27 protein-coding genes and 1 pseudogene are annotated in these 26,406 nt (G+C 46.2%); 15 read left to right on the top strand and 13 right to left on the bottom strand.

All coding sequences use genetic code 11. The features are described from left to right. Positions 1 to 22 precede the first annotated feature (22 nt). From HQRW_RS05755 to HQRW_RS05725, 7 genes are all read left to right on the top strand, one after another. Positions 23 to 2,065 (top strand): DEAD/DEAH box helicase family protein, encoded by a 2,043-nt coding sequence (locus HQRW_RS05755; protein WP_014555847.1) that lies wholly within the window; start codon positions 23 to 25, stop codon positions 2,063 to 2,065. An 82-nt stretch (positions 2,066 to 2,147) separates the two neighbouring features. Beyond that, entirely contained in the window at positions 2,148 to 2,333 is a 186-nt protein-coding gene (locus HQRW_RS05750) for a hypothetical protein (RefSeq protein WP_014555846.1), read from the top strand. Continuing rightward, entirely contained in the window at positions 2,333 to 4,303 is a 1,971-nt protein-coding gene (locus HQRW_RS05745) for an AAA family ATPase (protein WP_014555845.1), read from the top strand. Before HQRW_RS05750 ends, HQRW_RS05745 begins: the two co-directional genes overlap by 1 nt. Then, complete coding sequence (locus HQRW_RS05740; protein WP_014555844.1) at positions 4,293 to 4,721, top strand: hypothetical protein; 429 nt, start codon at positions 4,293 to 4,295, stop codon at positions 4,719 to 4,721. The genes HQRW_RS05745 and HQRW_RS05740 overlap by 11 nt, the downstream gene beginning before the upstream one ends. Then, positions 4,714 to 5,550, top strand: coding sequence for a hypothetical protein (locus tag HQRW_RS05735; RefSeq protein ID WP_049891714.1), 837 nt, complete (start codon positions 4,714 to 4,716; stop codon positions 5,548 to 5,550). The genes HQRW_RS05740 and HQRW_RS05735 overlap by 8 nt, the downstream gene beginning before the upstream one ends. A 43-nt stretch (positions 5,551 to 5,593) precedes the next feature. Continuing rightward, positions 5,594 to 6,478 carry an IS1595-like element ISHwa6 family transposase gene (locus tag HQRW_RS05730; RefSeq protein WP_014555843.1) on the top strand — a complete coding sequence of 295 codons (885 nt, stop codon included), beginning with the start codon at positions 5,594 to 5,596 and terminating at the stop codon, positions 6,476 to 6,478. A 10-nt stretch (positions 6,479 to 6,488) separates the two neighbouring features. Then, positions 6,489 to 6,833, top strand: coding sequence for a hypothetical protein (locus tag HQRW_RS05725; RefSeq protein ID WP_049891711.1), 345 nt, complete (start codon positions 6,489 to 6,491; stop codon positions 6,831 to 6,833). On the opposite strand, the gene HQRW_RS05720 is transcribed toward HQRW_RS05725, so the two are convergent. After that, complete coding sequence (locus tag HQRW_RS05720) at positions 6,834 to 7,931, bottom strand: hypothetical protein (RefSeq protein ID WP_149031521.1); 1,098 nt, start codon at positions 7,929 to 7,931, stop codon at positions 6,834 to 6,836. Positions 7,932 to 9,071: 1,140 nt separating this feature from the next. Further along, entirely contained in the window at positions 9,072 to 9,398 is a 327-nt protein-coding gene (locus HQRW_RS05715; RefSeq protein WP_014555840.1) for a hypothetical protein, read from the bottom strand. A 555-nt stretch (positions 9,399 to 9,953) separates the two neighbouring features. On the opposite strand from HQRW_RS05715, the gene HQRW_RS05710 reads away from it, so the two are divergent. The 3 genes from HQRW_RS05710 (at position 9,954) to HQRW_RS05695 (ending at position 11,888) form a co-directional block, all read left to right on the top strand. Further along, positions 9,954 to 10,217, top strand: coding sequence for a hypothetical protein (locus tag HQRW_RS05710; RefSeq protein WP_014555839.1), 264 nt, complete (start codon positions 9,954 to 9,956; stop codon positions 10,215 to 10,217). A gap of 229 nt (positions 10,218 to 10,446) precedes the next feature. Continuing rightward, the gene (locus HQRW_RS05705; RefSeq protein ID WP_014555838.1) at positions 10,447 to 10,713 is read left to right on the top strand and encodes a hypothetical protein; all 267 of its coding nucleotides are present in this window, start codon (positions 10,447 to 10,449) and stop codon (positions 10,711 to 10,713) included. 803 nt (positions 10,714 to 11,516) lie between these two features. Then, entirely contained in the window at positions 11,517 to 11,888 is a 372-nt protein-coding gene (locus HQRW_RS05695) for a hypothetical protein (protein WP_014555835.1), read from the top strand. Between the two features lie 158 nt (positions 11,889 to 12,046). On the opposite strand, the gene HQRW_RS05690 is transcribed toward HQRW_RS05695, so the two are convergent. From HQRW_RS05690 to HQRW_RS05680, 3 genes are all read right to left on the bottom strand, one after another. Next, on the bottom strand, positions 12,047 to 12,298 hold the full coding sequence (locus HQRW_RS05690; RefSeq protein ID WP_014555834.1) for a hypothetical protein: 252 nt from the start codon (positions 12,296 to 12,298) through the stop codon (positions 12,047 to 12,049). Positions 12,299 to 12,435: 137 nt separating this feature from the next. Beyond that, complete coding sequence (locus HQRW_RS05685) at positions 12,436 to 12,792, bottom strand: hypothetical protein (protein WP_014555833.1); 357 nt, start codon at positions 12,790 to 12,792, stop codon at positions 12,436 to 12,438. A 39-nt stretch (positions 12,793 to 12,831) separates the two neighbouring features. Then, entirely contained in the window at positions 12,832 to 13,458 is a 627-nt protein-coding gene (locus tag HQRW_RS05680; RefSeq protein WP_011571334.1) for a vWA domain-containing protein, read from the bottom strand. 221 nt (positions 13,459 to 13,679) lie between these two features. On the opposite strand from HQRW_RS05680, the gene HQRW_RS05675 reads away from it, so the two are divergent. Together HQRW_RS05675 and HQRW_RS05670 are read left to right on the top strand one after the other, a co-directional pair. Further along, the gene (locus HQRW_RS05675; RefSeq protein ID WP_014555832.1) at positions 13,680 to 13,922 is read left to right on the top strand and encodes a hypothetical protein; all 243 of its coding nucleotides are present in this window, start codon (positions 13,680 to 13,682) and stop codon (positions 13,920 to 13,922) included. Then, positions 13,915 to 14,334 (top strand): hypothetical protein, encoded by a 420-nt coding sequence (locus tag HQRW_RS05670; RefSeq protein WP_014555831.1) that lies wholly within the window; start codon positions 13,915 to 13,917, stop codon positions 14,332 to 14,334. The genes HQRW_RS05675 and HQRW_RS05670 overlap by 8 nt, the downstream gene beginning before the upstream one ends. Before the next feature lie 211 nt (positions 14,335 to 14,545). On the opposite strand, the gene HQRW_RS05665 is transcribed toward HQRW_RS05670, so the two are convergent. Beyond that, positions 14,546 to 15,610, bottom strand: a complete 1,065-nt coding sequence (locus HQRW_RS05665; RefSeq protein WP_014555830.1) for a 2-hydroxyacid dehydrogenase — start codon at positions 15,608 to 15,610, stop codon at positions 14,546 to 14,548. An 832-nt stretch (positions 15,611 to 16,442) separates the two neighbouring features. Between HQRW_RS05665 and HQRW_RS05660 the strand changes: the two genes are divergently transcribed. Beyond that, positions 16,443 to 16,721, top strand: coding sequence for a hypothetical protein (locus HQRW_RS05660; RefSeq protein ID WP_014555829.1), 279 nt, complete (start codon positions 16,443 to 16,445; stop codon positions 16,719 to 16,721). 314 nt (positions 16,722 to 17,035) lie between these two features. Here HQRW_RS05660 and HQRW_RS16380 read toward each other — a convergent pair. The 3 genes and pseudogenes from HQRW_RS16380 to HQRW_RS05640 all read right to left on the bottom strand — a co-directional run. Further along, a pseudogene (locus HQRW_RS16380) lies at positions 17,036 to 17,263 on the bottom strand (RNA-guided endonuclease InsQ/TnpB family protein); the annotation flags it as partial. A 584-nt stretch (positions 17,264 to 17,847) separates the two neighbouring features. After that, positions 17,848 to 18,393, bottom strand: a complete 546-nt coding sequence (gene hpt / locus HQRW_RS05645; RefSeq protein ID WP_011571316.1) for a hypoxanthine/guanine phosphoribosyltransferase — start codon at positions 18,391 to 18,393, stop codon at positions 17,848 to 17,850. A gap of 357 nt (positions 18,394 to 18,750) precedes the next feature. Continuing rightward, positions 18,751 to 19,167 (bottom strand): DUF3830 family protein, encoded by a 417-nt coding sequence (locus tag HQRW_RS05640; RefSeq protein ID WP_014555828.1) that lies wholly within the window; start codon positions 19,165 to 19,167, stop codon positions 18,751 to 18,753. A gap of 444 nt (positions 19,168 to 19,611) precedes the next feature. Here HQRW_RS05640 and HQRW_RS05630 point away from each other — a divergent pair, with 444 nt between their 5' ends. Next, a complete protein-coding gene (locus HQRW_RS05630; protein WP_014555827.1) occupies positions 19,612 to 20,991 on the top strand; it encodes a dihydroorotase in 1,380 nt (459 codons plus the stop codon). A gap of 95 nt (positions 20,992 to 21,086) precedes the next feature. On the opposite strand, the gene HQRW_RS05625 is transcribed toward HQRW_RS05630, so the two are convergent. Beyond that, entirely contained in the window at positions 21,087 to 22,421 is a 1,335-nt protein-coding gene (locus HQRW_RS05625; RefSeq protein ID WP_014555826.1) for a 5'-deoxyadenosine deaminase, read from the bottom strand. A gap of 493 nt (positions 22,422 to 22,914) precedes the next feature. On the opposite strand from HQRW_RS05625, the gene HQRW_RS05620 reads away from it, so the two are divergent. After that, complete coding sequence (locus HQRW_RS05620; protein ID WP_014555825.1) at positions 22,915 to 24,177, top strand: Zn-dependent hydrolase; 1,263 nt, start codon at positions 22,915 to 22,917, stop codon at positions 24,175 to 24,177. Between the two features lie 117 nt (positions 24,178 to 24,294). On the opposite strand, the gene uraH is transcribed toward HQRW_RS05620, so the two are convergent. From uraH to uraD, 3 genes are all read right to left on the bottom strand, one after another. Continuing rightward, complete coding sequence (gene uraH, locus HQRW_RS05615) at positions 24,295 to 24,639, bottom strand: hydroxyisourate hydrolase (RefSeq protein ID WP_014555824.1); 345 nt, start codon at positions 24,637 to 24,639, stop codon at positions 24,295 to 24,297. Continuing rightward, positions 24,636 to 25,604: a factor-independent urate hydroxylase gene (gene pucL / locus HQRW_RS05610; RefSeq protein WP_049891695.1), complete on the bottom strand. Its 969-nt coding sequence runs from the start codon at positions 25,602 to 25,604 to the stop codon at positions 24,636 to 24,638. The genes uraH and pucL overlap by 4 nt, the downstream gene beginning before the upstream one ends. A 187-nt stretch (positions 25,605 to 25,791) precedes the next feature. Next, positions 25,792 to 26,295: a 2-oxo-4-hydroxy-4-carboxy-5-ureidoimidazoline decarboxylase gene (gene uraD / locus HQRW_RS05605; protein ID WP_014555822.1), complete on the bottom strand. Its 504-nt coding sequence runs from the start codon at positions 26,293 to 26,295 to the stop codon at positions 25,792 to 25,794. Between the last annotated feature and the right edge of the window lie 111 nt (positions 26,296 to 26,406).

The following is a 26,406-nucleotide window of genomic DNA, read 5'->3' as shown; positions in this document are numbered from 1 at the left end:
TAGCTAGTTCCAACACACTCTAATGACACCTTCGGCTGATTTTTCCAGTATCGACTGGCCACGTGTGATTGAGACTTCAGAAAACAACTTTATCTCAGAGTTTTATGTTCCAATGCTTACTCATGCCATCGAGTACAAGCGCGGAGTTGGCTACTTCACAACTGGATGGCTTGAGTCAGCCAGTCGGGGAGTAATAAATCTCGTCGAAAATGGAGGTGTTGCGAGATGGATTACAAGTCCAATCCTCTCAGAGAAAGACTGGGAGGCAATCAAGAAGGGAGGAGTTGCTCGTTCTGACGAAGTATTAAAGTCAGCACTAGAATCATCAATAAGCTCCCTTGAGGAGGAACTTCATAGCGAAACTCGCAACGCAGTTGCTTGGATGATTGCTGATGGACTCCTTGAACTCAAATTTGCAATACCTCATGGATCGCTGCGTGGTCAGTTTCATGACAAGTTTGGAATTGCTCAGGATACGGAAGGTCACCGTATTGCTTTTCATGGATCTCAAAATGATAGCCAGCACGCGTTTGAGAATTATGAGGCATACACGATTGACTGTGACTGGATGGGCAATCGTGAAGCAGAGGCTGTGGACATTCATGAGCGTCGATTTGACGATTTATGGAATAACGAGAAGAAAAATATAACGACTATTACACCTCCTGAGAGCATAGAGCAAGATATCAAGCAATTAAGAACAACAGACGAACGCCCATATACACCCCCGGATAATATAGAGACCAATCATACTGTGAGTAAAATATCACTTCGTGATTATCAGCAGACTGCTGTTAATAACTGGCATAATAATGGCCGCCACGGTCTCTTCAAGATGGCCACTGGGACTGGAAAGACATACACCGCTATTGGTGCTATGCGTGATATACTGCGAGAGTATGAATATCAAGATGATCCAATGCTCGCCGTTATAACCGTTCCTATGACGCATCTGGCGAAGCAATGGGCAGATAGTTTAGATGATTTCGACTATACTTCATATAAATTACTATATGGGTCGCACTGCTCTGATTGGAAGTCAGCACTACAGACAACAATTGATGGTTTGGAATTAGGGTTTACAGATAGAGAAATAATTATTACCACCCATCAGACCGGATCGACAGACTTCTTTCGTAATCAACTCAAATCAATCCCGTTTGATAGTCTCATTATAGCTGATGAGGTGCATAATCTCGGTGCTGAGATTCGGCGTAAGGGCTTAGTTCCACAGTTTAATTATCGATTAGGGCTATCTGCGACGCCTGAACGTTACTATGATGAAGAGGGGACAGAATTTCTGTCAAACTACTTTGATGACATTGTCTTTCAATATACATTAGCCGATGCAATTCCAAAGTATCTGACACCGTATGAGTATTATCCACGGATAGTGGAGATGGATGGGGAAGAGCTCGCTCGCTACAAGAAAATTTCACATAAATTGGCACGTTTAGGCGACAGCGATGATGACACAGTCGAAGAAACTCGGGAAAGGTTGCTCACAAAACGAGCAAATATACTGAAAAGTGCAAAGCAAAAATATAGTGAAATTGAGAAAATACTTGATGAGATAGATATTGACCACCTTCTTGTGTATACAAATTACCAGCAAATAGATGAAGTACAACAGCGAATGACTAACCGGGGTATCGTACAACATCGTTTTACAGCAGAGGAAGATGACGAGGAACGTCAGAAACTACTCTCTGCCTTTGCAGACGGACGTTATGAGGCTCTTGTTGCGATGAAATGTCTTGATGAAGGGGTTGATGTGCCCTCCACGCGGCAGGCCATCCTGATGGCAAATAATCGTAATCCTAAGGAGTTTGTCCAGCGCCGAGGCCGGGTATTAAGACAGCACCCAGAGAGTGGGAAAGAGAAAGCGAGTATATATGATATGATAGTCGTCCCGGCTGTGGAATCTGATTCTGAACTTGGCGCCTCAGAGAGAGGGATTCTCGAACGAGAATTGGAACGGTTTGAAGAATTTGCCGAAACTGCACTCAATGAAACAAGGGCTCGGTTGAAATTGCAAGATATTAAGCGTGAATTTCAGTTATAAGAGTCCAGAAATTGATATTTATTATGTGGTATCTGATAATTTACGCACAAATTAAAGTAGATGGTCGGATATGCATATATTGATGGATTCAGAAGAAGTCAATGAATTGATCACATCTGAAGTTGACGGGATTTCCGACAGTAAATTGAAAGGATTTATTAAAGAGATATTAAAGATTGAGAGAGGAAATATGGGTAAGGATAATTTTGAGTATAAGGAAGATTATAAAAATCTAATTAAACAATACATGGAGAGCGGTGACAGTTAATGCGATTACTTTCTGTTGAAATATCAAATTACCGACAGTATTCTGGCACACAGACGGTTAATCTCAGGACTGAGAAGAGTACGAATATAAATATTATTGAAGGACAGAATGGCGCAGGCAAATCAAATATTCTTAACGCGCTTACGCTATGCTTCTACGGACGCGAACTCCATCAAGAGTCTCGAAGCGATGATATGGAAACATTGCCATTGGTAACAGAAGACGCACTTGAAAATCTAAGTGCTGGAGAGTCAAAGAGTGGGCAGGTGAAAGTTGAACTCGGAGAATCAGAGCCGAGATATATTTTTGAAAGACAATTCACCACATATAAGATTGCTAATGGCTCATACAACGATGACATTGATGAGCTACAATTACGTCGGAGAGTAGGCAGTCAATATAAAATCATCGAAAATCCAAATAATACGCTCAATCAGATATTACCTCCAAGGGTAAAGGACTACTTCTTGTTTGATGGTGAGGCTCTGACAGAATTTTTCGAAGCAGGATATAAGCAACGTGTTGAAAACGCAATTGTTGATGTTTCACATATCGGCTTGTTAAACAGCTCACATGATCATCTCGAAACTGTTAAAAAAGAAATTAGACGTAAAGCGAATAAGTTTGAGGGTCGGCCAAGTGAGATTCAAAATACCATTGAAGAAATTGAGACAACCATATCTAATAAACGAACTCAAAAAAGTCAGAAGGAAAAAGATATTGAGGAGATTACTCGGAAAATTTCTGATATAAAAGATGATCTCCGAGGTGCAGCTAATGATCGGGCTCGCAATCTTGTAGAGGAACGGGAGAGGCTTGAACAAAAGATTGATCGGCTGAAACGGAAAAAATCTGAGGCACGGTCTGAATCATGTAAACGATTGAATATGGCTGGTCCTGCTGTCTTCACATTGGATGCTCTCAACTATACCCATGAGACTCTCATTGAGATGGAACAAAAGGGACAGCTTCCACCGAAGATCCAAGACTGGTTCGTCCGTGAACTCATCGATGAAGGTGAGTGCATCTGCGGTCGTGAAATTATGGATGATAGTGACGCTCGCAAGCATCTTGAGCAGACGCTTGAGAATGCCTCAGAGGTATCAACAGATAATCTTGAGGGGAAGGCAGAGATTCCACGAATCATCCGAGATGGGAACAATCGGGCTGAAGAGCTTGAAAAAAGACGACGACGAATGACCGATTTGTCCAAGAAAATTGAACAAACAGATAGTGATCTCATGGAAACGAAGGCAAAACTGGAAGGATTCGACGTCCCAGATGATATAAATGTTAGTGCTCTGTCAAAGCAACAAGATGATCTAGAAAAACAAAAGTCTGAATTGGAAACAGAAGTAGGAAGGATTGAGGCAAAAATAGATTCAAACCTCAAGCGGAAACAGAAGAAGGAAAAGGAGTTTCGAAAAGAAGCAAGGAAGCAAAATCGTCATAAGGAGATAATCAATCAAGTTGAGTTTGCTGACACGGCACTTGAGGAGATAGATTCAATCCGCAATACTATTTTGGGTCAGATTCGTGAAGATACACAAAAAAATCTCAATCAATATTTTAATGAACTTATATGGAAAGCTGAAGAATATACTATCCACCTAACAGAAGATTATGGTATCGAAGTCAGCGGACCGGATAGTTCAGATAATCGAATCGGGTCACTTTCTGCTGGTGAAAGCCAGGTGTTAGCACTCTCTTTCATGGCTGCACTATCGGACATCAGCGGCTTTCAGGCACCAATTATAATTGACACCCCGCTTGGCAGAATCGCTAGTGAGAATCGAAAACGAATCGCTCAGAATCTACCAACATATCTTGAAGACAGTCAGATAACGTTCCTGATGACCGACACAGAGTATGACGATAATGTGAGAAATCTTATGAAACACCGTGTCGGGAATGAGTATCGGCTTAATTTTGAGGACGGTCAGACTGAGGTGAGAGAGTATGGTCGATGATTCAGGTGCCCCCCGAGATATTTATATCCCTAAGAATAAGCGGCAGATGTTTAGTGAGCTAACAGAAAGTGAAGACTCTCCATTCCATGGTGAGAATCTAAATGATTTGTTTGTCTTTGCAGCGTGTTATGGGTATAATAAGGGTTTGCGAACAGAGCTTGAAGATTCGAGACATGCACTATTCCAGCGGAGATCTCTTAGTGAGAGTCAAGTCTGGATCCTCAAGTCTATCGCAGTAAAGGAGGTTGAAGATTCAGAAATGCTCAAAGATGGCGCTGGTATATACGAAGTGGCTAGGGAGTTCGCCAATGGTGGTGTCAATCAACTTTATAGCCAGTATACGGGACCGGGCAATCTATTCAGCAGCATAAGCAAAGATATTATCAACAAGTCTTCGACAACTGGCAGAGATGAGTGAACTGGATAATAAATGTTGGATTGAATTGCCCATTGAGGATGAGAGCTTGCAGTTTTCCTCTCGCCCAGCAGGTGCGAAGTACCAGATTGCACATCGTTACGGAACTCCGGAGAACAATGGTCATACAGTACTTCTGACAGACGGCGACCCAACTTTTCATGAGCGGCTAGTCAATCCACGAAGCACTGCCCGATCTGAAGAAGGCACAGCAGCTGTTGCCGACTGGCGTGAGTACGGCGTTTCAACAGGGAGTGAAGTGATAGTCAGAAATGAATCGGGAGACTTGCTATCTCGAATCGAATTAAATGAGAGTTCTCCATTCGTGTCACTCTCTGCTGATGGGTCCTACTTAGCGGTGTCGCCGTATAGTGGCAAGACTCGCGTTATTGAACTGGACACAGAAGAACTCGTGATGCTTCATAGTAATATTCTAGACGATCGACAGAAGCCCCGATTTATTGGTTCGGAACCAAAGCTACAGTTTAGCCAGAATAATGATAATGAACCAGCCTACGCGATTTCACTCACTGATACGGTTGTTTGGCAGAGTGATAAGTTTCAACAACACGATTTTATTAAATCATTGTCACTTGAAAAGGGGGTTGACTGGCACGAGACTTGCACTCAATTACGAGAGACATACGACAATGGCACTGTAGAAATACAGCAACGAGTAGTAAATAAACTTACGCAAGCATCCTTGGCGAATATCAAATCTGCAGACACATTAGAGATGATACGTGATAATGTTCAACAAATGTATTATGCAATGGATTCAGACAACGCTCTTCTGAAGCAGATTGTTGGTCGGGTAAAGCTATCGCCGTGAAAGCGTAGCGGGCAAGAGTGACGCGACGCGTCACCTGAACGCAATGTTCCCATTTGAATTGCTGAGCTCAGAGGCGAGCGCCGCGAACCTGCTGGAGCAGGTTCGCTGGCGAGAGGGCCTCTGTTGCCCGCGCTGCCAGTCTGAGTCGGTAATCAAACACGGCAGCTATCGAGAGTATCAACGGTACCTGTGTAAGGATTGCGACCGCACGTTCAACGACAAAACCGGCACGATTTTTGCGCACGCGAAGATCGGCCTCGATAAGCTGTTGTTCGCGTTCTACTCGTTCCTCCGGTTCAACACGAGTATCCGCCAGTTAGACGCTGAAATTGACGTTTCGTATCGCTCGCTTCACCGGCGCGTCGAGCAGTTCGCCAGAACGCTCGACGCGCCAACAATCGATCTCGTTGGACCGGTCGAGATCGACGAGTTCTATGTCTCTGCTGGGAAGAAAGGTCGCGAGCGCGATCGAGAGTCGCGCTCGCGTGCCCTCTCGAAACGCGGACGAGGAACGTATGAGGGTGATAAACCGCCAGTGTTCACGCTCGTTGATCGGGGCAGCGGTCAGCGATACGTCGTCCCAGCGAAATCCGCCGATGAAACGACCGTGCGACTCCTTCTCGACAACCACGAGAAGGAGTCGCTGAGCATCTATACTGACGGATTTCGTGCCTACGATCCACTCGACAATGATGAGAGCTTCCACCGAGAATCAGTAATTCACGGTGACGGCGAGTACGTTGATGGAGACGCACATGTGAACACGTGCGAGAGCCACGCGTCGCTGGCGCGACGGTGGCTCTCGCCGCATCGAGGCGTCTCAAAGGACAAACTGACAGCATATCTCAGGCCGTTCCAACTTCGGCGACGAATCCTCCGCAAACCGGGACAAGAAGCACTGAAACAGATTATCCGAGAAGTTCTCTGACTCACCAACAATGTACTTCACAAGAGCGTCAGACAATCATCAAAAAGCGGCCAGTATTCTGCTTGGTGATGCAAACTATCGACTGGCGCGTGCTAAAAAACGTGATCGACCCACCAACGAATGTCTTGATGCCGTTGAAGAGGCCCTCAGTTACGGATACGAGGCTCTGCCATGGTATGACGCAAAGACACTCGTGGTCAAATCTTACCGGTTTAAGACTAGGATGTATAAACAAAGAGGTGACATTGGACTCGCGATTGATAACGTAGAACAAATGTTCGAATTTAGTGAAAAATACGATGTAAGGCTCGTTACTGATGCAGATCAGCGACTCCGAAGTGAATTATTGAATTGACTACTTATGAGGAGCTCTTTGATCTGCAGGATTAATTTCACCCTCCCATTCTTTCTCAAAATACTCTGGCGTGTACTGAGATGATCGATCTTCACCCGTATTAGTATTAATAATTGACTGAAAATCAACCAACAAATCATATAACCCCTGTTTTGAGTGGTGTTCACCACTCAGGAACCGCGGAATGAGTTCTTTATCTAAATATGCGAGTTTGTCTTTTTTTGCAATCATATATGGACCTACTTCGGGAGCGAACGAATCGATCGCATTTGCACCCTGAATGACTGTATTTAAACTATTGATTTGACCCATGGAGTTGGAGCTCAATCCAGTATTATTACAGAATTGTTTCACTGCACATGCATACGCTGGATGAACCCCTCCTCGATGAATCCGAATTATTGGAGTCATCCCATAACCAATACTGTATGATGTAGTATGTATTCCAGGTCTGAAAGCAGCTAAAGCGTCTATGATCCCTGCTATGTATTCAACCGGATAGTTATCTCTAAAAGTACCAACTGGAATATCTATTTTATCGAGTGAGTCTGTACTAATATTGAATTTACTCGCGAACTGCTTTGGCTTCGGATGCCATTTGGGAGTTAACCGTTGGTCAAAAAATAATTCATAGATTGCTGTTATTAATCGGTATACCTCAGGTGGTTCTAGAATTTTGGTGTTAAAATGTTTCTGATACGGACCGACCACAAATGATAGTTCACGAATCAGTTGGGTTGATTCGCCATTCAGCAGTCGTCTGATTTTTCTAATATCTTTTCTGAAAAAGACGTGAAAATAATTATACGTATTCTGTCTAGAGAAAATATCGAATTCAATGTCATGTGCCTCAAGAAATTCTCCAATCAGACTAGTAAGATGAGAATCATCTTGAGTGCGAATTCGGAGCGATGAGCGAACTGTGAACGTTGTCTCTCCCTCATCTTGTTGAATATCAAATTGAACCCTCGCTAGTGAGTCTAATACCCCTGCGTAATACGAGATGGGTAAGAGATTATCCTGCATGCTACTCACATATGCAAGGTTTCTAATGAATCTTTCTGGGACATTTCCCCAGTTATTATCTAAAACCAACATATCATTCAGATAATAGTAACTCCTTCTATATGATTGTCTAAATCACAGTGAAATTAGATTCTGGCTATGATTGAAAAGAAAACAATCCAAGTGAGCGCAAATGTGTTTAATAAACTCGCACAAGACATGTGGGCACATAGGGTCAGTGATTAGAACAGATGTATAATAGCATGTGGAACTGATTACGTCCGGTTTCCAAAGACTCAACATTTCAGTGATGGGGGTCTGGACGGTGTTGTCGGCAAGGTCCGGGGAGCATCTGATAGAGATATTGATATTAAAGTTATGTTGTGGCCCCCTAACGGGACGCCAGTAGCAATATTAACTCCTCAGGTTTCACCGGCATAAATTGCCACAACATAGCAAACAACTGAGTCGTCGATCTCCTATCGGGGCGAGTGATTCGAACAAGTGTTTCAAACTGTTCAATACCCGGAGAATGACTGAGCATTCTGGGTCATCAACTCCGGAGTCAGTCGCAGACGATGACCATTCTTATCACACATGAGTAGGAGTCGTATGCACTTCGAGACACCCCACCTTACTCATTTCTCGACATCTTTTTGAACCATATCACGGGTCCTCCAATCCTGATTGGTAGAGAGGTCACAGTATCATGAGATCATATCACGGGAGCACCCAATCAGGGGTCAACAGCGCTGCCGTGGTGACAGCGAAGTGGATGCGTTCAAGTAGCCCCAGAACTGTTTGCGCCAGGCAAATAACGACCCAGTGAGATATCATGCCCTCCGCTCATGCGCTATTCGCCGCCAGCGACGACCGATACTGTCACGTCCCCGATGTCATTCGCCAGCGAGTTTGAATCAAATTTAGATACTCTCATTTCATATGTCAAGAATATTTAAAATGAGAGCAACCCGGTTTAACCAGGTCAAAATGCTTGAGTATATCTAATAAAAAATTAATACTCCCTAAGCAGCGCAGGATTAATTCCTTATCGAACTGTGATGTTAGGGGGTTTAACCAGCAGATTATGTATTGTAAGTATCAAGTGGATCGATGGCTTTGTGAGATACAATTTCTCAATAGACACACCTCAATTGCATCCATCTGTCCTACTGTCTGAATTAAACTCAAAATATTTGTATGCAGTCGAAAGAATTTTACTCCTGATCATAATTAAATATCTTCAAACTCACCCTCCATCTGTTCAAGAATTCCAATTTCCATGCTTTTCTTATTGGTATCTTGTTGCTGCGACTCATCCGAATCCTCAACGGCATTAGCATGATACGTTCCTGCATCATCAACGAATTTAATCTCATCAGCATCCCGCAGTTGTTGGAGAACTTGTCTAATCTTTGCCCGAACGTGATTATTTCGTGGGTGCTTTGAGGCTAGTCGCTGCTCTGAGTAATCATAGAAATCGTGTAATCGGAACTGTCGCTGTTCTTTCTCTTCTTGATACCGAATCAGTTCTTCTCGGATATCCTCTTTCCAAGTCATTGAGTAGATAGTCTCATCCAAATCTTCTAACTAAACTACATAAGTCCACTGGCAGAATGTATAGGACTAAACGAATTGAGTCAGTATAAGCCCAAGCAACGGCTTCGACGGTCGCTCCTATGATGTAGGATGCGGAGTACAAACTAGAGCAGTCTTGAGGGTGATCAAAAGCAAAATTATGTTACGCTCGCCCGCACTGCTCCGGTTCTGTTTCGTCTGTATCAACCGCGATCATATTCAAGATACTTCTTAATTGACTCTTCCCTCCTATGTAAACGCTGATTCACGTCTCATGCCTACGATATATATCTCAGTTACGTACTCAAATTGATTTATTATTTATTTAATGAGCAATTCAAAACCTGATATATTCAGTTTCATTTGAGTAACAAGAAAATGCAGCTCTCACCGATTTAGGATATAGACACGAGAGTATATCAATCGGAAAGGTCAGCATGTTGAGAGAGTAAATCCTGAGATATGACAATGTGAGCATCCCGAGTGACTCTAGCGTCCACACCACAATTATATGCATAGCTAGGCGAGGAAAGAGGTGTGAATCGTCGCTCAGGACTTGCCGTTTCGATGCTTGTTATGAGTCTCTGGATGGGACAGATGGCTTTGAGTGAATCGGGGCTATCATCGGTAGCGCTGGGTGTTGCAACCCTTGCACTGACCTGTCTGAGCGGTGCACTCATCTCTGGATTTTATGAGCCTGAGGCAATCCCTGAGGAAGAATTAAGCCCCCTTAGGAGTCGTATTCTCCTTGCTATGCTTCTGATTGGCGTGGTAGTCTCTTTGTTATCATTCTTTCTCTAGTGTAACTCGGTGCTGACTCGTGGAACGCACCACTTGGACGGGTCAAAGAGGTCAATCAGGTATCTCATAGCATAGTCATACTCTGTTCGAAGAAAGAAGTCCTCTTTACGTTGTCCTGAACAGTTAATAATGTCTTTCCATTCGTCACGAGAGAGAGTCATCTGGATTCTCATCGAGAGAGAGAGACATCTAGCACAAGAAATATGATGTATCGTCAATATCCGCCAGTGTGAACAAGTCGTTGTTGTATCATGGATCACTGCTAAGTTGTGGCGGAGTGCTCGTACTTCTCGGAGCGACGGAGATAGGGACGGAATTCAACAGAGTACTGTCCGTTCTGTTTGGCGTTGGAGTGATTCTTGTCGGTGGATATCAGTGGAAGACGATGTCTGATCCGTCTGTTGAACTCCCCGCAGACTGGGTTGTGTGGGTAATGACTGTGATGACATTCATCTCGATTGGCTTCATAGCCATCACTGTGCTCGGAGTTGGATAACATCACACCTTACAGGTTCAATAACTCTGATTTGTGTCATACTCGCTAAGCGATATCCCATTCTGATAGAAGAGACGATTGCTATTTGCTGTTTGCTATTTGTTGTTTGATATCGATTCATCGATGCAAACGCTGAGTAAAATCCACACGGCGAATACACATCAATCACAACCCTCTCACGGAATTGTTACTGCTTATACTCAACACCCCACAGAGGATTCCCACCCCGTGATGACACGTGTGTTTCACACAGAAGACGTCCAACAGATTGAACAGCTGACTGTCTTCAATTACTGATAGCCGCGTTCACTTTCAGATGAAAATGAATCGTTCGCTTCTGCTCTATTATATATCAATGGTGATTTGTGGTGGTGGATTGATTCGTATCGGGTTGTCAGACACAGGTCTCACGAGCATACTATTTCTCATCAGTGGAATCGGGGTTGTATTCAGCGTGAGCTATGAGTGGGTGACGACATCTGATCGGTCTGAGTTACTCCCCTCTGAGTGGGTTATTTGGGTTGTGACTGCAATGGCACTCATGACACTCGTGTCGAGTGTCGCTATATTTATTCAGGATTACATTTTCGCTCTGAGTTCCTGTGGAGTGTGCAATTAAATTGAATCAGATCAGCGGATTAATTATTAATTCTATACATACCAGCGATGTGATCGGTCAGTGAGAGCAAACACGACCACCGTGAAGCCTGCTCATGCTGCACTACGCACGTAGTTATTTGATGATGTCTTCTGTATTAATTGTGCAATAGATTTATATAAGATGCAAAACATAACCAAGGTGAATGGTAACATCTCACACGGAAACTGTGACGGTTGATCGTATTAGTAACAGCGGCAATCCAATTGCTCAGCAGCAGCATGCTGGCAAGAGTATTCATGTGCCTGCTGGTGATATCGGAGATACCCTTGAGGTTCAGTTGGTAGATAAGGGAGGATATTTTATTGCTCGGCTTGTCGACCGCGCTGATGAAGTCGAACCCCGCCAGCCGAGTGTCAGTTCAACAGCCACAGTTAGTGACAGTGCAGGGAATCTTGGGACTAAAAGCAACTCACAGTCCCACTCATTTACCATCCGAACATCTCCAGCAGGCGGGAGATCTGGGTCCAGTAGCGGAAGACAGGCTCGCGCACGGATGTCTCGCCGGAAGAAATAATAAGTACTCGGTCAGTTCGTGTCATCCCGGATTCTCATTTTTTGTATCAATGAAGCGAGAGATAGTCAAATCATACCTCACGGACATCATTATTACGAGATATAATCAATGATATCTCCAGGCTCTAAGCGTGAAGATTCTCTCACAACCTGTTTTTTCTATCCAGACAAGACATAATCAAGGAGAGCAAGAAGTATAAATCCAATCAAAAGGGTTGCTATTCCGAAGATAATCGGTGGAATCCCCCCAAATATCACAGAATGTTGAGCAACCAGACCGATACCCCATCCACCGATAAGAAGAATGGGTGTGAGGATAGCCATGAGCATCCTCGCGATTCGTGGGTGATTCCATTTAGCATCATCTGTCGAGAGCAATCGAGAACTGAGTCTCCCTACGAGTGTGGACATGCCTCAATTCGATGGTTGCAACGGCAAGTTATCATGGTTATGATAATCCTCAGATTGTCACAGAAATCACTTCAGAGTGAACACCGGGGTCAAGCCCCGAGGTCGTCGGCTTGAACCGCGATACATCATCCTGGATATCAAGAAGTCACACTCCAATCAGGTTCCGGTACGCGAGCAGCCAGGCAGACACTAGCAGTGTCGCCGTGACGACAGCATCGTGTATCTACCGGGCAGAGGCTCCGGGGGAGGGATTCGCCGCGGAACGTCGAGAGGATGGCATCCGCAACATCAGGGTCAGCCGCGATGATGTATCGTTTACCGGCTTCCAGTCGCGTCTCAGAAGTGGTTATCCGATCTCCCCCTGCTCCGAAAATCACGAGACTCTTCTCTGAAAGATCAGCACCGTCGAGAAACTGCCCTGTGACCAGCGACTCGGAATCCAACGCGCCCGCCGCCAGCAATATATGGACGCGCTCTGTGCTCGCCTGTGTCATTTCCGCCGAGATGAACCACCCCGTGGCGTCTGTGCTCTTTCAGTCTTCTGTGCGTTCCTGACGCTGGCGGTCTTTCCGATTGAATCCGCCGGTCGTCCCTTGATTGCGGGCTTGGGAGATACTTTCCGAGACTGACCTGTGGGCTGCTTCGGCGCCATCACCGTCATGAGCCATGTCCAGAGATCTGTCGCGGTCCATTCCCATCTGTTCGGCGGTGAGCGCCGCGTCTTGGTTCGCGCCAATAAACAGGAATTCCCAACCGTGCTCCTCACGATACTCCTCAACCCGCTCGCGGACAACGTTCTGGGGTGTTTCGGAAGCGTTCTCTTTGCCATCGGTCAACACCACGATAATAACATTCTCGACGTCCGCAGCCGCGATGTAGTCGTCAGTTTCATCAATCGCTCGTGCGATAGCGTCGTGTAAAGCGGTCTTGCCACCCGGGCGGTAATTATCGGTGTCCAGCGTTTCGGCATCGGCGATTTCCGACCCCCGGTACACCAACTCGACGGTGCTATCGAAGTCATACAGCGTCACCGCCGCCTCACCCTCCTCTTCGCGTTGCTCCATCAGAAACGTGTTAAATCCACCACGGGTGTCGTCGGCGATTTTTGACATTGATCCCGACGAGTCTAGCACGAATGTGACGTGTGTTTGAGACTTCATGCGCAACAGTCATAATCCCGCAGTCAAAAGTCATTCGACTAATATTATCGGTTTTTGGATATATTCAGGCATCAATCCCCGTCTTAGCGCGCTATCCTATTCAGCAGATTTGTCTTAGCATCTCATCGAGTGAGTGAGAAGCACATATCACTGCATATCAAAACCTAGAATCCAAGAGCACAGACCTAAGGGTCACAATCGGTTTTTGTGTATCAGAGGATATGAGTCTCACAACTACTGACTTGACGGTAGAGTCGGATCATTTGACTTCAACGAACGAAATGGTGTATCCAATACAAGCAGATGGACATGTCACAGCATCATACCCTACCGATGAGACAGCATATTCACGCCAGTGTACGCGGGATATGCTCACTCGGCTGATGAAGCATGAACACGTGTGGGACATATACGCTGGGTTGTCTGAGTTGGCAGATAATACATGCGAGGAGACAGATGATTGATTCACTCCCCAGTCGTCCACTCAAACCCCCTGAGGTGGATGAAGTGGAGGCGCTGGTTGACTCAGGAGAGGTATCACCGTTGACGACGATGAAGGTGTTTCCAGATGATACATTGGCGCCATTTGATGAGATCGATGAAGCCGGTGATTTCCTGCATGTGTATGAGGCACTGCGTGTATACAGTCTCATTCACGTCACCGAAGAACACGGCACCACAGTTGCATTCTCCGAAGAAGATGGAGAGTGGGTGCAGGCGATTGAAATGACAGCAGAGTATGATGCAGATGAACTTGAAACGCGCACACACGAGTTTGTTCAAGAGCACATGAGCATAGATATTGATACTGATTTTAATCCAGTGCCAGTGACATCGGAGTCATCTGATGGAGATAATAATAATGCCGATACATGACCCCCAGGAGGATGGATTTTGCTACACATGCATGAGATGAATTAATTCAATTGAATGCGGATACTCGGGGACTGATGACACTCGAACTCGATTTGGTGACACAGTAGATGATCTGCTATCTGTACTCGTAATCACAATAGAAGTAGGTATGAATCTCAGCGATTCAACGTGACTCATGAGGTCAGGCACGCGCTGGTGGCTCTGTTCTCGCTCAGAGCGTAAACTCTGTCAGCGTCTCAGGATTGACAACGTGCATGGGCTGTTCATCGTTGAGAAGCGCCGTAATATCATTCACGGTCAGTTCACTATGCCGTTCGATGACATCCTGCGACGCTGAGGCGATATGCGGTGTTGTGACGACGTTTTCCATCTCTAATAGCGGGTTGTCTTCAGCAATTGGCTCCTCGGGGTACACATCGAGTGCTGCGGCTTGTATTTCGTCGGTCCTGAGCGCTTCAATGAGCGCGCCGTCCTCAATGAGCGCAGCCCGTGCCGTGTTGACGAAGTATCCATCACCAGGCATTGCCGCGAACTCTGCCGGACCAATCATATTGCGTGAACCTGGTGCAACTGCGGCATGAAGACTGACCACGTCACTCTGTTGACATAATGATTGAACATCTGTCACTTTATCGACCTGGAATGGTTCCATCTCAACGTGGTCAACAAACGGGTCATATGCACGGACATCCATCCCAAAGCCGTCACCGGCTCGCTTCGCGACTCGCCGTCCAATCCGACTGAAGCCAACAATGCCGATTGTCCGATCGCGAAGCTCTGGTCCCCGAAGCGTTGTGTATGGTGATTCGGATCCGATTCCCCACGTTACATCTTCACGCTCTCCACCTGCTGCGGCGTCTTCCTGTGGGGTACCAGTATCTCTGCCCATCCGTAGTCGATGATGAGCCTGTGCAATATTTCTCGTTGCAGCCAACAGTAATCCCATTGTGTGATCGGCAACAGTCTCTGCGTTTCTGCCCGGTGCATACAGGACAGGAATTCCACGATCAGTTGCGGCACTGATATCCACGCTGGCTTCAGGACCACCCCGCGGACAGGCGATTAATTTGAGATCATCGGCAGCATCCATGAGTTCAGCTGGCACACCCTCAAACCCAGAAATAAAGATGTCGACACCTTCCAAACGCTGTGTCAGCGTATCGACCGGCATCCGTCCGTCTCTGGTTTCAATTGGATCAAAATTGACATCAAATCCAAGCTCTGTCAATCGCTCAATTCCGGATTCAGTGAAGTTTGACGTAATGAGTACATTCACAGTTGTGTACAATCTATACAATTACATTATAACAGCAACCTATTAATACTGTTGTATACTCATGTTTTCGCGGACATGACTATCATATAGTATTTCACGTCTGATACACTACCGCGTTTTTGACGTTCTTTTGAGTATATTGACACCCTATGTGTTTCAGGAACACCAACGGGGGCACACGACTCAATCGATGAAGCCCAACTGGTATGTCAGCGTCTACCCAATCTCACGGAGTAACCCAGTTGATCAGTATTCGTGAATCCAAGTGTATCGGGATGCCGACCATCGATAGTGATGTGATGTGATGTGACTTACGTCTCATTAAGACATCCGTGTATGTCTCTTCATGTGACCCGAGGACATGGACGAGTGGTCGATACCACGTGTGTTCAATTCGTCGATAACATGCCCGAAAACCACTAATTCATCCATCGTGACCAGATATTTTAGACTCACTCACTTTGAGATTGTCCCAGAGTTATCGACACTCGATGAGGATTATTGTGGGCTCTCAGCGTAACGGTCGGCGCATGAGCGGTTATGTTTATGTTGGCTTTATTCTGTGATCACAATCACGCCGCAAACCACGACACGAAATGGAAATTGAGTGGGTGAGGGTGACGACGTAACAACTGAAGCTCACGCTCTGAATCGGTCCACAAAGTGAGTGCTTTCGGTGACGTTGCCGTTCATCATATCAATTAACTCTAAATCATCAACAAACTATCGTGTTGTAGACAGAGCCTCAGTTGTGCGTTTCTGTGTTTGTGATTGGTGAGCGTTATTTATATTACTGTGAGATAATATGTATGGATACATCCATATTCTACAGATGCAACGGTTTCAATTGCATATCTATACCACTACACTGGTCGCTGGCGGAGTTTTGATTGGAGGACCAACAGCGTACTCACTCATCAGTGGCGAGTGGAGTCTCCCGTTACTGATCCGGACAATTGGTGGGTGTGGACTGATGCTTGCCGCTGTCGATACGTTACTTCGAACCGACCCTGATGAGTTTTCGATTCCTCCCACAGGGCTGGTGTTGCTGGTCGGTGCTGTCTGTCTTTGCGGTCTCGGGACGGTTCTCTTTGTCATCTCTGGTGGGTGATTCGGCTAACTGATTTAGACTGCCCTCCGAATAACGACCTCATTCGAGAGACAAACTCTGTATTCAACAATAGCTAATGACAGACGGGCAGTCTCAGAATAAATACGACACATGATGTCTGTATGTCTCTTCTATATCAGACGTCCCCACGAACTCAGAGACTAGACACACTTCGGGTAGCAACTATGTTCGAACTCATCGCGAGTGAACTGAGTAATGTCGTCTGGAATTGCCGCGTCATCGCTGCTCAGTTGACATCCTCCTTCGCGTAAACACGGAGGAATCCCACGGCACCGCACCGCTGGATTGGGATATTAGGGTTTGCAGTCTACCACTTGACCCTGCGGTTGGAATCCGCTGGACAAGTCGTGAAGGTAGACTCCGGGCTGTGCCAACCAGCCGGTACTCCTATCCTCGTCCAAACTGGCCGAAGACTCGGAGTTACTTTCGTCGTTAATGTTGAGGCGGATGTTCTCCGCCCCATTCACATCAGCGTTGAACGCATCGTCGTGTTCCTCGCACACGTACAAGCTGCTATTTATAACGCACAAATGCTTACTCAACCGAGAACATCACTCTTTTATTGATGACTTCTGTCACATGTTCAGCGGCGTCTCCCATACTCATATCTGTCGTTCCAGCGGATATAGTAATATAATCCAATTTGACATTCTGATACCCCCGACAGATGAGATTACTGACCGTCACTATAATATGATGACTTACGTGAATTATATCGGTGTGCTTTCTCGTATCTGCTCGTGGGTGCCCGGTCTGTTGCAGGGTGCATGTATCCTCCGAGTGATAATATCTATTTATCGATATGACAATTTTATTGATGAAATTCATGAGATAAAACGTGATATACATAATAGAATTGTGAATACGCATAATATATCAATAAAAACTATCTTACACTTTTCGGCTCAGATGAATTATTAAATTAATGACTACTATATACGGATGTTATAACACCCGTACTCTCATTATACTCTACATAATTTGACCTGCTGGAGATGAGATATGATACTCAAACATAGCACTGGCAAACTACATGATTCAATGATTCATGATTGAGCACAGGAAATAAATGCAGGAGTGATTTCATGATGCTCCGTGTATTTGATTACTGAATCGTTACTTCTCCATCCTCCACAGTAATATCAACTAAGCTTGTCACGTCATGTTCAAGTTCATCCATCGCAGACTGACCGATTTTCCGTATGACGACAACAATATCTATTATTTCTGTCCCGATATCGTCTAATGCCCCACAGATTGCTGCAAGTGTTCCCCCGGTCGAAAGCAAGTCATCAATAATCAGTATACGATCACCTGCTTCAATATCGTTGATATACATCTCTGATTCGGAGTATCCGGTTGATTTGTGCAATGCTACTTCTCCAGGGAGACCATACGAGCGTTTGCGAATAACGACCAGTGGGACATCCGTCTGAAGCGACAGCGCTGTCGCTAGATGTATACCCATCGCCTCGGGAGCGACAATTTTGTCAACATTAAAGTCAGACTGCTGCATGATGTCAATGACGACTTCCCGCAACAACCCCGGTTCCAACACCGGGACTCCATTGCTGATTGGATGGACTAAATACTCGTATCCATCCTTATCAATAATCGGTGCTTCATGCAGTGATTCATGCAGTCGTTCCATATGCTGCCGTTTTCAGCAATAGTAAAATACCCTTTGTAATCGGGTTTAGTACTCACAAAAAAGCCAGAGAATCCCAAAGCCAAACTAACGATCTTAATCTAACACTGGCTGGACCAGTCTAGAAATGTGACCTCTCTCAAAACCCGCTATTGCCGGTGCGACGGGAGTTGTCGGGTCATGATGGAGCGACCGACTCCCACGGACATGTCGAGTGTTCAGGTGTTACTTCGAGCCGATCCATCATCGAAAGTCGGGAGGGATTAATTTCTGTTTTCGGACGCAATGCAGCCGAAACAAGGAAGCCTCGGGGCTTGACCCCGAAGTGGTTCACTTCATTGTCTATGCTGGGGGAGTGACTTACGCCATTTTGATAGTGATATCCTGTGTGCCGTCAGTAAGTGTACGCTCTTCAAGCGTTTTGAGTTCTTCGCGGCTTGCATTCACCGTCGCAAAATGGTTACCCGCCAGTTCACCAGCAGGGCTTTTGAAACAGGTCGGTCCGCAGGACCAGAGTATCTCCTGTTCATTTTCATACCCTGGATAGAGCAGTAAATCACCGATAGAGGGATAGACGGTGTGGTTTTCACGTGGTAGTTCCGACAACTCGATATCGTCGATATTGATCCATGTCGCGATACCACTCCATCGAACGTGCATGAGTTCTGAGTGAAGCGGCAGAAAGTCCAGAACAGCTTCGACCGATTTGGGGGCTTTTGTCTCCAATAATGTTGCCGTGTATGATTCATCGCCCACAGTCAATTTGATCTCACTCATTGATTCCTCCAACTTCTTATTTGAGAGGATTGATCCCGTTGGTTACGGTGGCAGTCAAAAACAATGGCATTTGCAACAATGTAATCTATCACATCTAATAGCAGCGTAATCATGCATAAATAACACGAAGATGTTGACAATTCTTTCCAGTTATCGACGAAAATATCGATTAAATTATTATACCACGAAACACAGTGGCAGCGTGAGACGTATGAATCTCTTTTACAATGATCAGAAAATCATCGTTACAGATAGTCGTACGGTCGGATGGGACATGCAATTGTCAGTATATCTGCCTCAACGTACGCCATCAATAGCAACATATGATGATAACCCAGTCACTAGAATAACATTAACATCCGAACAAATGAGAAAACCTGACTCAAGTGCAAATCCCAAGCCGAAGGCAACAAATTGCGGTGGAAACTCGGTCAGGACCGATATATGAACGTTGATTTACTCGTCAAAAACGGGACACTGGTAACAACTAAGAACACTATAGAAGCTGACCTTCTTGTCAATCAGGGAAGTATCGTTGGGATGGTCGCACATGGAACACATGTCGATGCTAACGCTACTGTCGACGCATCTGACCGATTGGTGCTTCCCGGGATTGTTGATCCACATGTCCATATTGAGGGTCCAAACACCATCGATTCCTATGAGACCGGAAGTCGGGCCGCAGCCCTCGGGGGCGTAACGAGCATCATCACCTTCGCCTGGCAGGCATGGGACGAACTGGGACCACCATGGGCAAGTGATCGCACACTTCACGATGCGGTTGAACGTCAGTTTGACGCCGCAACGTCCTCACTCGTCGATTACAGTGTTCACGGGACAATTGGTCGAGACGACCCAGCGGTCCTTGATGAGATTGAAGATCTTGTGGAATCTGGTATCGTCTCGTTCAAAATGTTCACAACTTACGACTTTGGACTCTCAAATGGGTTCATCGAGCGTGTCTTCGAGGAGATCGAAGCGACTGATAGTGTCGCCGTGCTTCACACTGAAGATGATACCATCTGCTCAACACGGGAAGCGACGATGCGCAACACCGGGCGTGGGGAGCCGACAGCGTACCCAGAGTCCCGACCAGACCACGCAGAAGCGATGGCTGCGGACGACGCCGTCCGAATGGCACAAGCAGTGGGTAACAAGTATTACGGCATTCATACATCTTGTCAGGCAGCCGTTGAGGTGCTCGCCGCAGCCCAAACTGATAAGTCTCAGATTCGTGGCGAAACATGCGTTCACTACACCACTCTCGATAGAAGCCGATATGCCGAACAGGGGTTATTACCAATGATTGCACCGCCGCTTCGAACACCCGATGACATCGAGGCGATGTTCAAGCATCTACAGAGTGGGACTCTTGATGTTGTTTCGACCGACCACGTCGCATTCACGCGCGAGGATAAGCAAGCGGACAACTGGTGGGACTCAGAATACGGAGCAAACGGACTTCAGCGCTCACTTCCGGTGTTCCACGACGAGGCAGTCGTCCAACGAGATCTGTCGTATCCAGATCTCGTCCGATTGATGTGTTCGAATCCAGCTCGTATCTTCGGTCTTGTTGATAAGGGGACGCTCGAGCCGGGCACTGATGCTGATTTTGTGCTTTTTGATCCAGACGCGACTCAAACAATCGATGCAACCGATAATGCTTCGCGAGCTGATTTTTCAATCTATGAAGAAAAAGAAGTAACCGGAAGGGTCGACGCGACATACCTTCGGGGTGAATGTATTGCAATTGACGGGACGGTTGTCGGTGAAAGCGGGTATGGAAAACAGCTAAATCGAGTCCCGCCCAATTGGGAGAAGTGATGTTGATACGGTGGGCTGAACATCAGAAGCGTCGAGACGACTGAGAGTTCAGTTATACATAAATAACAGTGCCCTGCTCTCATTATTATTACCAATCATGGTTTCTGGTCCTGCGCGTCAGCTCGTGCATCAGATATATCAAGCGACTCGGCAACCTCTGTGGCTGATTGACGAATCGAATCAGCGTCGGCGATAGTGACCGTTCCGTTTTCCATCAGTATGTTACCATCGACCATCGTAAATTTGACATCATTACCGCGTGCGGCAAATACAAGATATGAGAGAACATCGTACAGTGGTGTTCCTCGTGTGGTATCCGTGGACAGTCCGATGATATCAGCCCGCCAGCCTGGTTTGAGCTCTCCAAGCCGGTCAAATCCAGCGGCTTTTGCACCGTTAATTGTCGCCATTTCAAAGATATCTTCCATCGCTGCCACAGTTGGGTCTAAGTTATCGACCTTCTGTAACACGCTTGCTTGTTTCATCTCGGTAAATGGGTCAAGCGTATTGTTACATGGCGGACCGTCGTTTCCAAGCGCGATGTTAATTCCCTTATCGAGATAATCGACGACAGGAGCGATCCCACTTGCGAGTTTCATATTCGATGAGGGGCAGTGAGTGACGTGGGTCCCGGTCTCTGCGAGTAACTCGCGCTCAGACTCATTCGTCCAGACACAGTGTGCAAGAACAACATCCTCACCCGTAAGCCCGACCTCATCAAGCCAGTGAATATTGCGGTGCCCCGTGTCCGCTTCGACGGTCTTGATCTCATTTTGATTTTCGCTTGCATGGGTATGAATACGGACACCGTCATACGCATCTGCCAACTCTCTCGTCCGACGAAGACATTCTTCTGTGCAGGAGACGGCAAACCGTGGCGTCACAGCATAACGGATACGATCATCATGACTTCGGTGGTACTTTTGAATCAGTTGTTCTGTTTCAGCAAGCGCATCCTGTGTCTCCTCAATCAGTCCATCTGGTGATCGCTGGTCCATCAATACCTTACCCAGCACGCCACGGATTCCCATTTCGCCAGCAGCCTCAAACGCCTGCTCAGCATGGGCGACCGAAAGGTGGTCAATCGCCGTTGTGGTTCCTGTTTCAATCAATTCGAGATAGCCAAGTTTAGCGGCGATTTCCATCTCATCAGCAGTCAATGTGGCTTCCATCGGTAGTATGTAGTCGTACAACCAATCGATAAGCTCTGTGTCATCGGAGATACCACGACCGAGACTCTGGACAGAATGAATATGACCGCCAACCATACCTGGCATAATAATATCGTAGTGCTGTTCAGGGTGGTCTGGATACTGCTCACATATATGCTCCCGATCACCAACTGCAATGATTTCAGTATCTTCGACGACAACCGCCCCATCCGGTATTATTCTCGAAGAATTTTGAACGATATCTCCAGATAATTTCATCAGTTTTGCTAGAATGTGGTCTCATACATAAGTCATCTGCTCGTATTGGTGTCATTGCAGTCGATATCTTGAAACCGTTGAGTTATCCCTCATCTTCATTTGAGGAGTTTTTTGAATTCTGTTTCGATGACAGCATATGTGAACACCGATTGACCAGATCAAAGTTATATTCGTAGACGGAATTTCGGTGGATATCAAATTCAATTTGATGCTGAAGAGCGTGTGATTATTTTCCTTAGAATACGAGTTCTTTCATATACCAGAATGATGTGACCAACCGTCTCTACGCTCGAAGGCATGGTAGCAGACCTTGGATATCTTGTATTACTGATTACTATGAGGGTTGTTTGTTGTTAAGATAGGCTTTCAAAAGCATTAAATTGTGACCATGTAAATACAAACTAATGGACGAAATCGGATGTATGCAGTATGATTATGGATATATCACGGCGTAGAATACAAGATTTCACATTTCATCCTCACGGAGGAAGAGATGAATAACGAATTAGAGATAGATCGAAAGGCCGTGCAAAATGATCTTGAACGGTCGGCTAATTTCGGGATGGTTGATACCGATGACGGTATTGGGCGCACCGTGCTCACTGGGACGCCAGCGAATTTTGCTGCTCGTAATTACTTTGTTGATCAGCTGGTTACCGCCGGACTTGATGTATCAGTCGATGCCGTTGGTAATATTACCGGGCGCTGGTCACCGCCAGAATGTGATGACTCTGCTGACCCAGTTGCCGCAGGCAGTCATCTCGACTCCGTTCCTGAGGGTGGGATATTCGACGGACCACTCGGTGTCTACGCTGCGCTGGAAGCAGTTCGCACTCTTAAACGGGGCACTCAGACGGTTGACCGCCCGATAGAGGTCGTCTGTTTCACTGGTGAGGAAGGAACACGATTCGCAGATGGAGTCCTAGGCTCCTCAGTCGCAACAGGCAAACGATCCGTTGAGGATGCACTCTCGCTCAGTGATGGTGAGATAACCCTTGAAGCGGCATTAGAAGATATTGGATTCCGCGGTGAGGGGCGAATTGACGCCAGCAAATGGGATTCATGGATTGAATTACACATCGAACAGGGGATGCTATTAGAGCGCGCCGAGGAGCCGGTCGGCGTGGTATCCCGAATTACTGGAACAACACGATGTCATATCCATATTGAGGGTGAAGCAAACCACGCCGGGACCACGCCAATGCATGACCGAAACGACGCACTCGCTGCAGCAAGCGAACTCATTCTGACGATTGAGTCTGAAGCACAAGACATCGCAAATCATGAAAGCAACTCAGCTGTTGCGACCGTCGGGTCGCTCAATGTTGAACCAGGCGCAATAAATGTCATTCCTGGGACTGCGACACTAGATATAGATATTCGAGATGTGAAACACTCCTCAATCGATCGGATACTGCAAACGATCAAGGACACTTGTGAATCAATTCGAAAAGACAGAGGTCTGTCGGTTTCAATCAAAACGCCGTATAGCATTCCTCCGCAACCGATGACAGAGCGGGTCCGCAACGCGTTACGAGATGGTTCCGAGCGATTGGATATAGCGCCACCCACACTTTCCTCGGGTGCAGGTCATGATACGATGCAAGTCGCTGATGTCACTGACGCTGGAATGCTTTTCGCTCGATCTCGTGGCGGTCATTCTCATAGTCCTCTTGAACATACGGATTGGTTAGACTGTGCCTTTGCAACGCAGGTCTTGACCAACGCAGTGGCTAAACTTGCCGGTGCAGAGTGAATACCTCAATAGCCATGGACGGTAAGCTCACACCAGGACAGTCACCTCGACTATCTGTACGACTATTCGTTAACAAAACCGGAAGCCACAGACCGGTTAATTATTTCAACAGCGATGTTAGCTCCCTCGGTAAGTCGTGTATCCACCCGGTGACAGTAATAATGGAACATGGTAATGTTCGTCTGCGTTATCGATTGTGAACCGGACTGGGACCTCTCCGAGGAAGGTGCTTCCAAGTGGTTTCTCTTCATAATACGTCCCAACATCAAACACGAGTTCATAGGTTCCAGGCTCAATCTCTTCGGGACCTAATAATGGTTCCTCAAGTCGTCCATCGTCATTGGTGATGCCTGATGCAATCGTCTCGGAATCCTCCTCAAGCCGTTGGAGCGTCACAGAAACACCTTCTGCGGGACCCTCTCGACTGGTATCGAGGACATGTGTTGTCAGCCCAGCACTCATTTTTCGCTCCTCTCAAGATCACTTCGATCCATCGAGAACTGTTGAAACCCGGTTGGAGCGGGTGGTTCTCGGAGCACCTTACCATCGTCATCAAGATCATCATCACGCACACCAATCCACGTCCGATTGTTGGCCTCAAAGCGCACTGAATTGAGCTGGGAGAACCGTTTGAGGATTCGTTGTCCAATTTGATAGATCAGTTCTTGAATCGAGTTGACATCCATGTCATCAAAGACAACTTGAACGATATCACTCACCTGCTCGGCTGGGACGTATGCTTCAGGATCCGAACCAAGGGCGGTCTCCGCGTTGTCGTATGTCCAGAAAATATCGAGACCAACATACAATGTGCGGTTTTCTCGTTCTGGTAGCGTTGTATACTCGTCTTGAACATATCCAGTGAATGAATTATCTTTGACCTTCACCAGTTCGATTCCGGTGACACCGCTTGTATGTTCAGTAATTGTTATTCCGGCATTTGTTTCATCAATACGGAGTTCAGCATAGCCTGATGGACTATCTGAAACGCCAAATACCAACTCACTTGGAGTGAACTCTCCGTCATCTGGAACCTCCGTTTTATCGAATGGGAGTTGGTCGGCTGACATGGTCACAGCCTCCATCTGTGAGTATGTATCAAGTATTTCTGACCCAATGTATTCAAGCAACCCCTCGAGAGTCGCACCGTCATACTCGCCCATATGATGATAGATGAAGTTCTTCATCGAGTCAGTTGCCACTACCATGCTGTTGTCACCGTCACTGAATGATGGCAGAAAGTCCTCGCCTTCTACCTGCATTCGGATATCTGCCCCAAATAGAATATTCTCTCGACCGTCAAACGTAGATTCCGGTATTGTGCGCACACCTTTCAGTGGTGTTGCATACGTTCGGTAGACTGAGACGTTCTCTTTCCCGTAGTTCATTGTCCGGTCGTCAGTAGAGGAGTTCTCGTCGCTGATCATCGCTCAATAATATCTCCACATTGCTGTCGGAACATGCAATTCAATGATTGTTTTACTTTTTCATCGCTCACGTTGTCAATTATCATTTTCCAGTTCTAACTCTCGAACCAACGTGCAATATATCTTGTTTTTCAATACGATATTCAAAATAGATATCTCATAGCTACCGTTATGATTCAAGAAAATGCTACGGCGCGAATAACTCCTGAAGACGGAGCTTTGCGATTTCATGCACCTGACTGAGTGCAGTTTCAAACTCCTGGTCTCTCTCGTGTTCGACTCGATCCTCCATTGTGGTCTGTATCGCCTCGGGCGACTTATTTTTAACAGCCATGATGAAGGGAAACCCGAACTTCTCGCGATACTGGTTGTTTAATTGCTGAAACGTATCGTACTGCGCTGGGCTTAGATCGGTGAGCCCAGCAGAAGCCTGCTCGGTCTCTGAAGCATCCGTCATTTCGGTCTGCTCACCAAGGTCAGGGTGAGCCCTGAGCAGTTCCAATTGTGTATCCCGGGATGCGCTGTCAACCGTGTCCCGCATCGCATCATTCAGCGCTTGGACCGATGAAAACGGTCGCTTTGAGTGAACCTGTTCTGCAACCCACGCAGATTCCTCATATACATCACTCAGCAGTTCGACAAACTCATTTTTCTCAGAATTATTTAATTCCTCAATACTTTTATGTTTCATCTTGTGTAAATATGTAACTCTGATTATTTAAACTTCGGATTATAGATATTTTTATTTCAGCAGTTTCTTCGTATTAAATTCACATATAGATTAAAAAACGCAACTTTATTT

The sequence above is a fragment of the Haloquadratum walsbyi C23 genome (assembly GCF_000237865.1).
GTDB lineage: Archaea > Halobacteriota > Halobacteria > Halobacteriales > Haloferacaceae > Haloquadratum > Haloquadratum walsbyi.
The sequence above is the reverse complement of the archived record's forward strand: the minus strand, read 5'-3'. Positions and strand labels throughout refer to the sequence as shown.

Coding starts and splice junctions, on each gene's coding strand:
- HQRW_RS05755 (WP_014555847.1), top strand. CDS start 23: ATGACACCTTCGGCTGATTTTTCCAGTATCGACTGGCCACGTGTGATT.
- HQRW_RS05750 (WP_014555846.1), top strand. CDS start 2,148: ATGGATTCAGAAGAAGTCAATGAATTGATCACATCTGAAGTTGACGGG.
- HQRW_RS05745 (WP_014555845.1), top strand. CDS start 2,333: ATGCGATTACTTTCTGTTGAAATATCAAATTACCGACAGTATTCTGGC.
- HQRW_RS05740 (WP_014555844.1), top strand. CDS start 4,293: ATGGTCGATGATTCAGGTGCCCCCCGAGATATTTATATCCCTAAGAAT.
- HQRW_RS05735 (WP_049891714.1), top strand. CDS start 4,714: ATGAGTGAACTGGATAATAAATGTTGGATTGAATTGCCCATTGAGGAT.
- HQRW_RS05730 (WP_014555843.1), top strand. CDS start 5,594: ATGTTCCCATTTGAATTGCTGAGCTCAGAGGCGAGCGCCGCGAACCTG.
- HQRW_RS05725 (WP_049891711.1), top strand. CDS start 6,489: ATGTACTTCACAAGAGCGTCAGACAATCATCAAAAAGCGGCCAGTATT.
- HQRW_RS05720 (WP_149031521.1), bottom strand. CDS start 7,931: ATGTTGGTTTTAGATAATAACTGGGGAAATGTCCCAGAAAGATTCATT.
- HQRW_RS05715 (WP_014555840.1), bottom strand. CDS start 9,398: ATGACTTGGAAAGAGGATATCCGAGAAGAACTGATTCGGTATCAAGAA.
- HQRW_RS05695 (WP_014555835.1), top strand. CDS start 11,517: ATGGTAACATCTCACACGGAAACTGTGACGGTTGATCGTATTAGTAAC.
- HQRW_RS05690 (WP_014555834.1), bottom strand. CDS start 12,298: ATGTCCACACTCGTAGGGAGACTCAGTTCTCGATTGCTCTCGACAGAT.
- HQRW_RS05685 (WP_014555833.1), bottom strand. CDS start 12,792: ATGACACAGGCGAGCACAGAGCGCGTCCATATATTGCTGGCGGCGGGC.
- HQRW_RS05680 (WP_011571334.1), bottom strand. CDS start 13,458: ATGAAGTCTCAAACACACGTCACATTCGTGCTAGACTCGTCGGGATCA.
- HQRW_RS05675 (WP_014555832.1), top strand. CDS start 13,680: ATGAGTCTCACAACTACTGACTTGACGGTAGAGTCGGATCATTTGACT.
- HQRW_RS05670 (WP_014555831.1), top strand. CDS start 13,915: ATGATTGATTCACTCCCCAGTCGTCCACTCAAACCCCCTGAGGTGGAT.
- HQRW_RS05660 (WP_014555829.1), top strand. CDS start 16,443: ATGCAACGGTTTCAATTGCATATCTATACCACTACACTGGTCGCTGGC.
- hpt (WP_011571316.1), bottom strand. CDS start 18,393: ATGGAACGACTGCATGAATCACTGCATGAAGCACCGATTATTGATAAG.
- HQRW_RS05640 (WP_014555828.1), bottom strand. CDS start 19,167: ATGAGTGAGATCAAATTGACTGTGGGCGATGAATCATACACGGCAACA.
- HQRW_RS05630 (WP_014555827.1), top strand. CDS start 19,612: ATGAACGTTGATTTACTCGTCAAAAACGGGACACTGGTAACAACTAAG.
- HQRW_RS05625 (WP_014555826.1), bottom strand. CDS start 22,421: ATGAAATTATCTGGAGATATCGTTCAAAATTCTTCGAGAATAATACCG.
- HQRW_RS05620 (WP_014555825.1), top strand. CDS start 22,915: ATGAATAACGAATTAGAGATAGATCGAAAGGCCGTGCAAAATGATCTT.
- uraH (WP_014555824.1), bottom strand. CDS start 24,639: ATGAGTGCTGGGCTGACAACACATGTCCTCGATACCAGTCGAGAGGGT.
- pucL (WP_049891695.1), bottom strand. CDS start 25,604: ATGATCAGCGACGAGAACTCCTCTACTGACGACCGGACAATGAACTAC.
- uraD (WP_014555822.1), bottom strand. CDS start 26,295: ATGAAACATAAAAGTATTGAGGAATTAAATAATTCTGAGAAAAATGAG.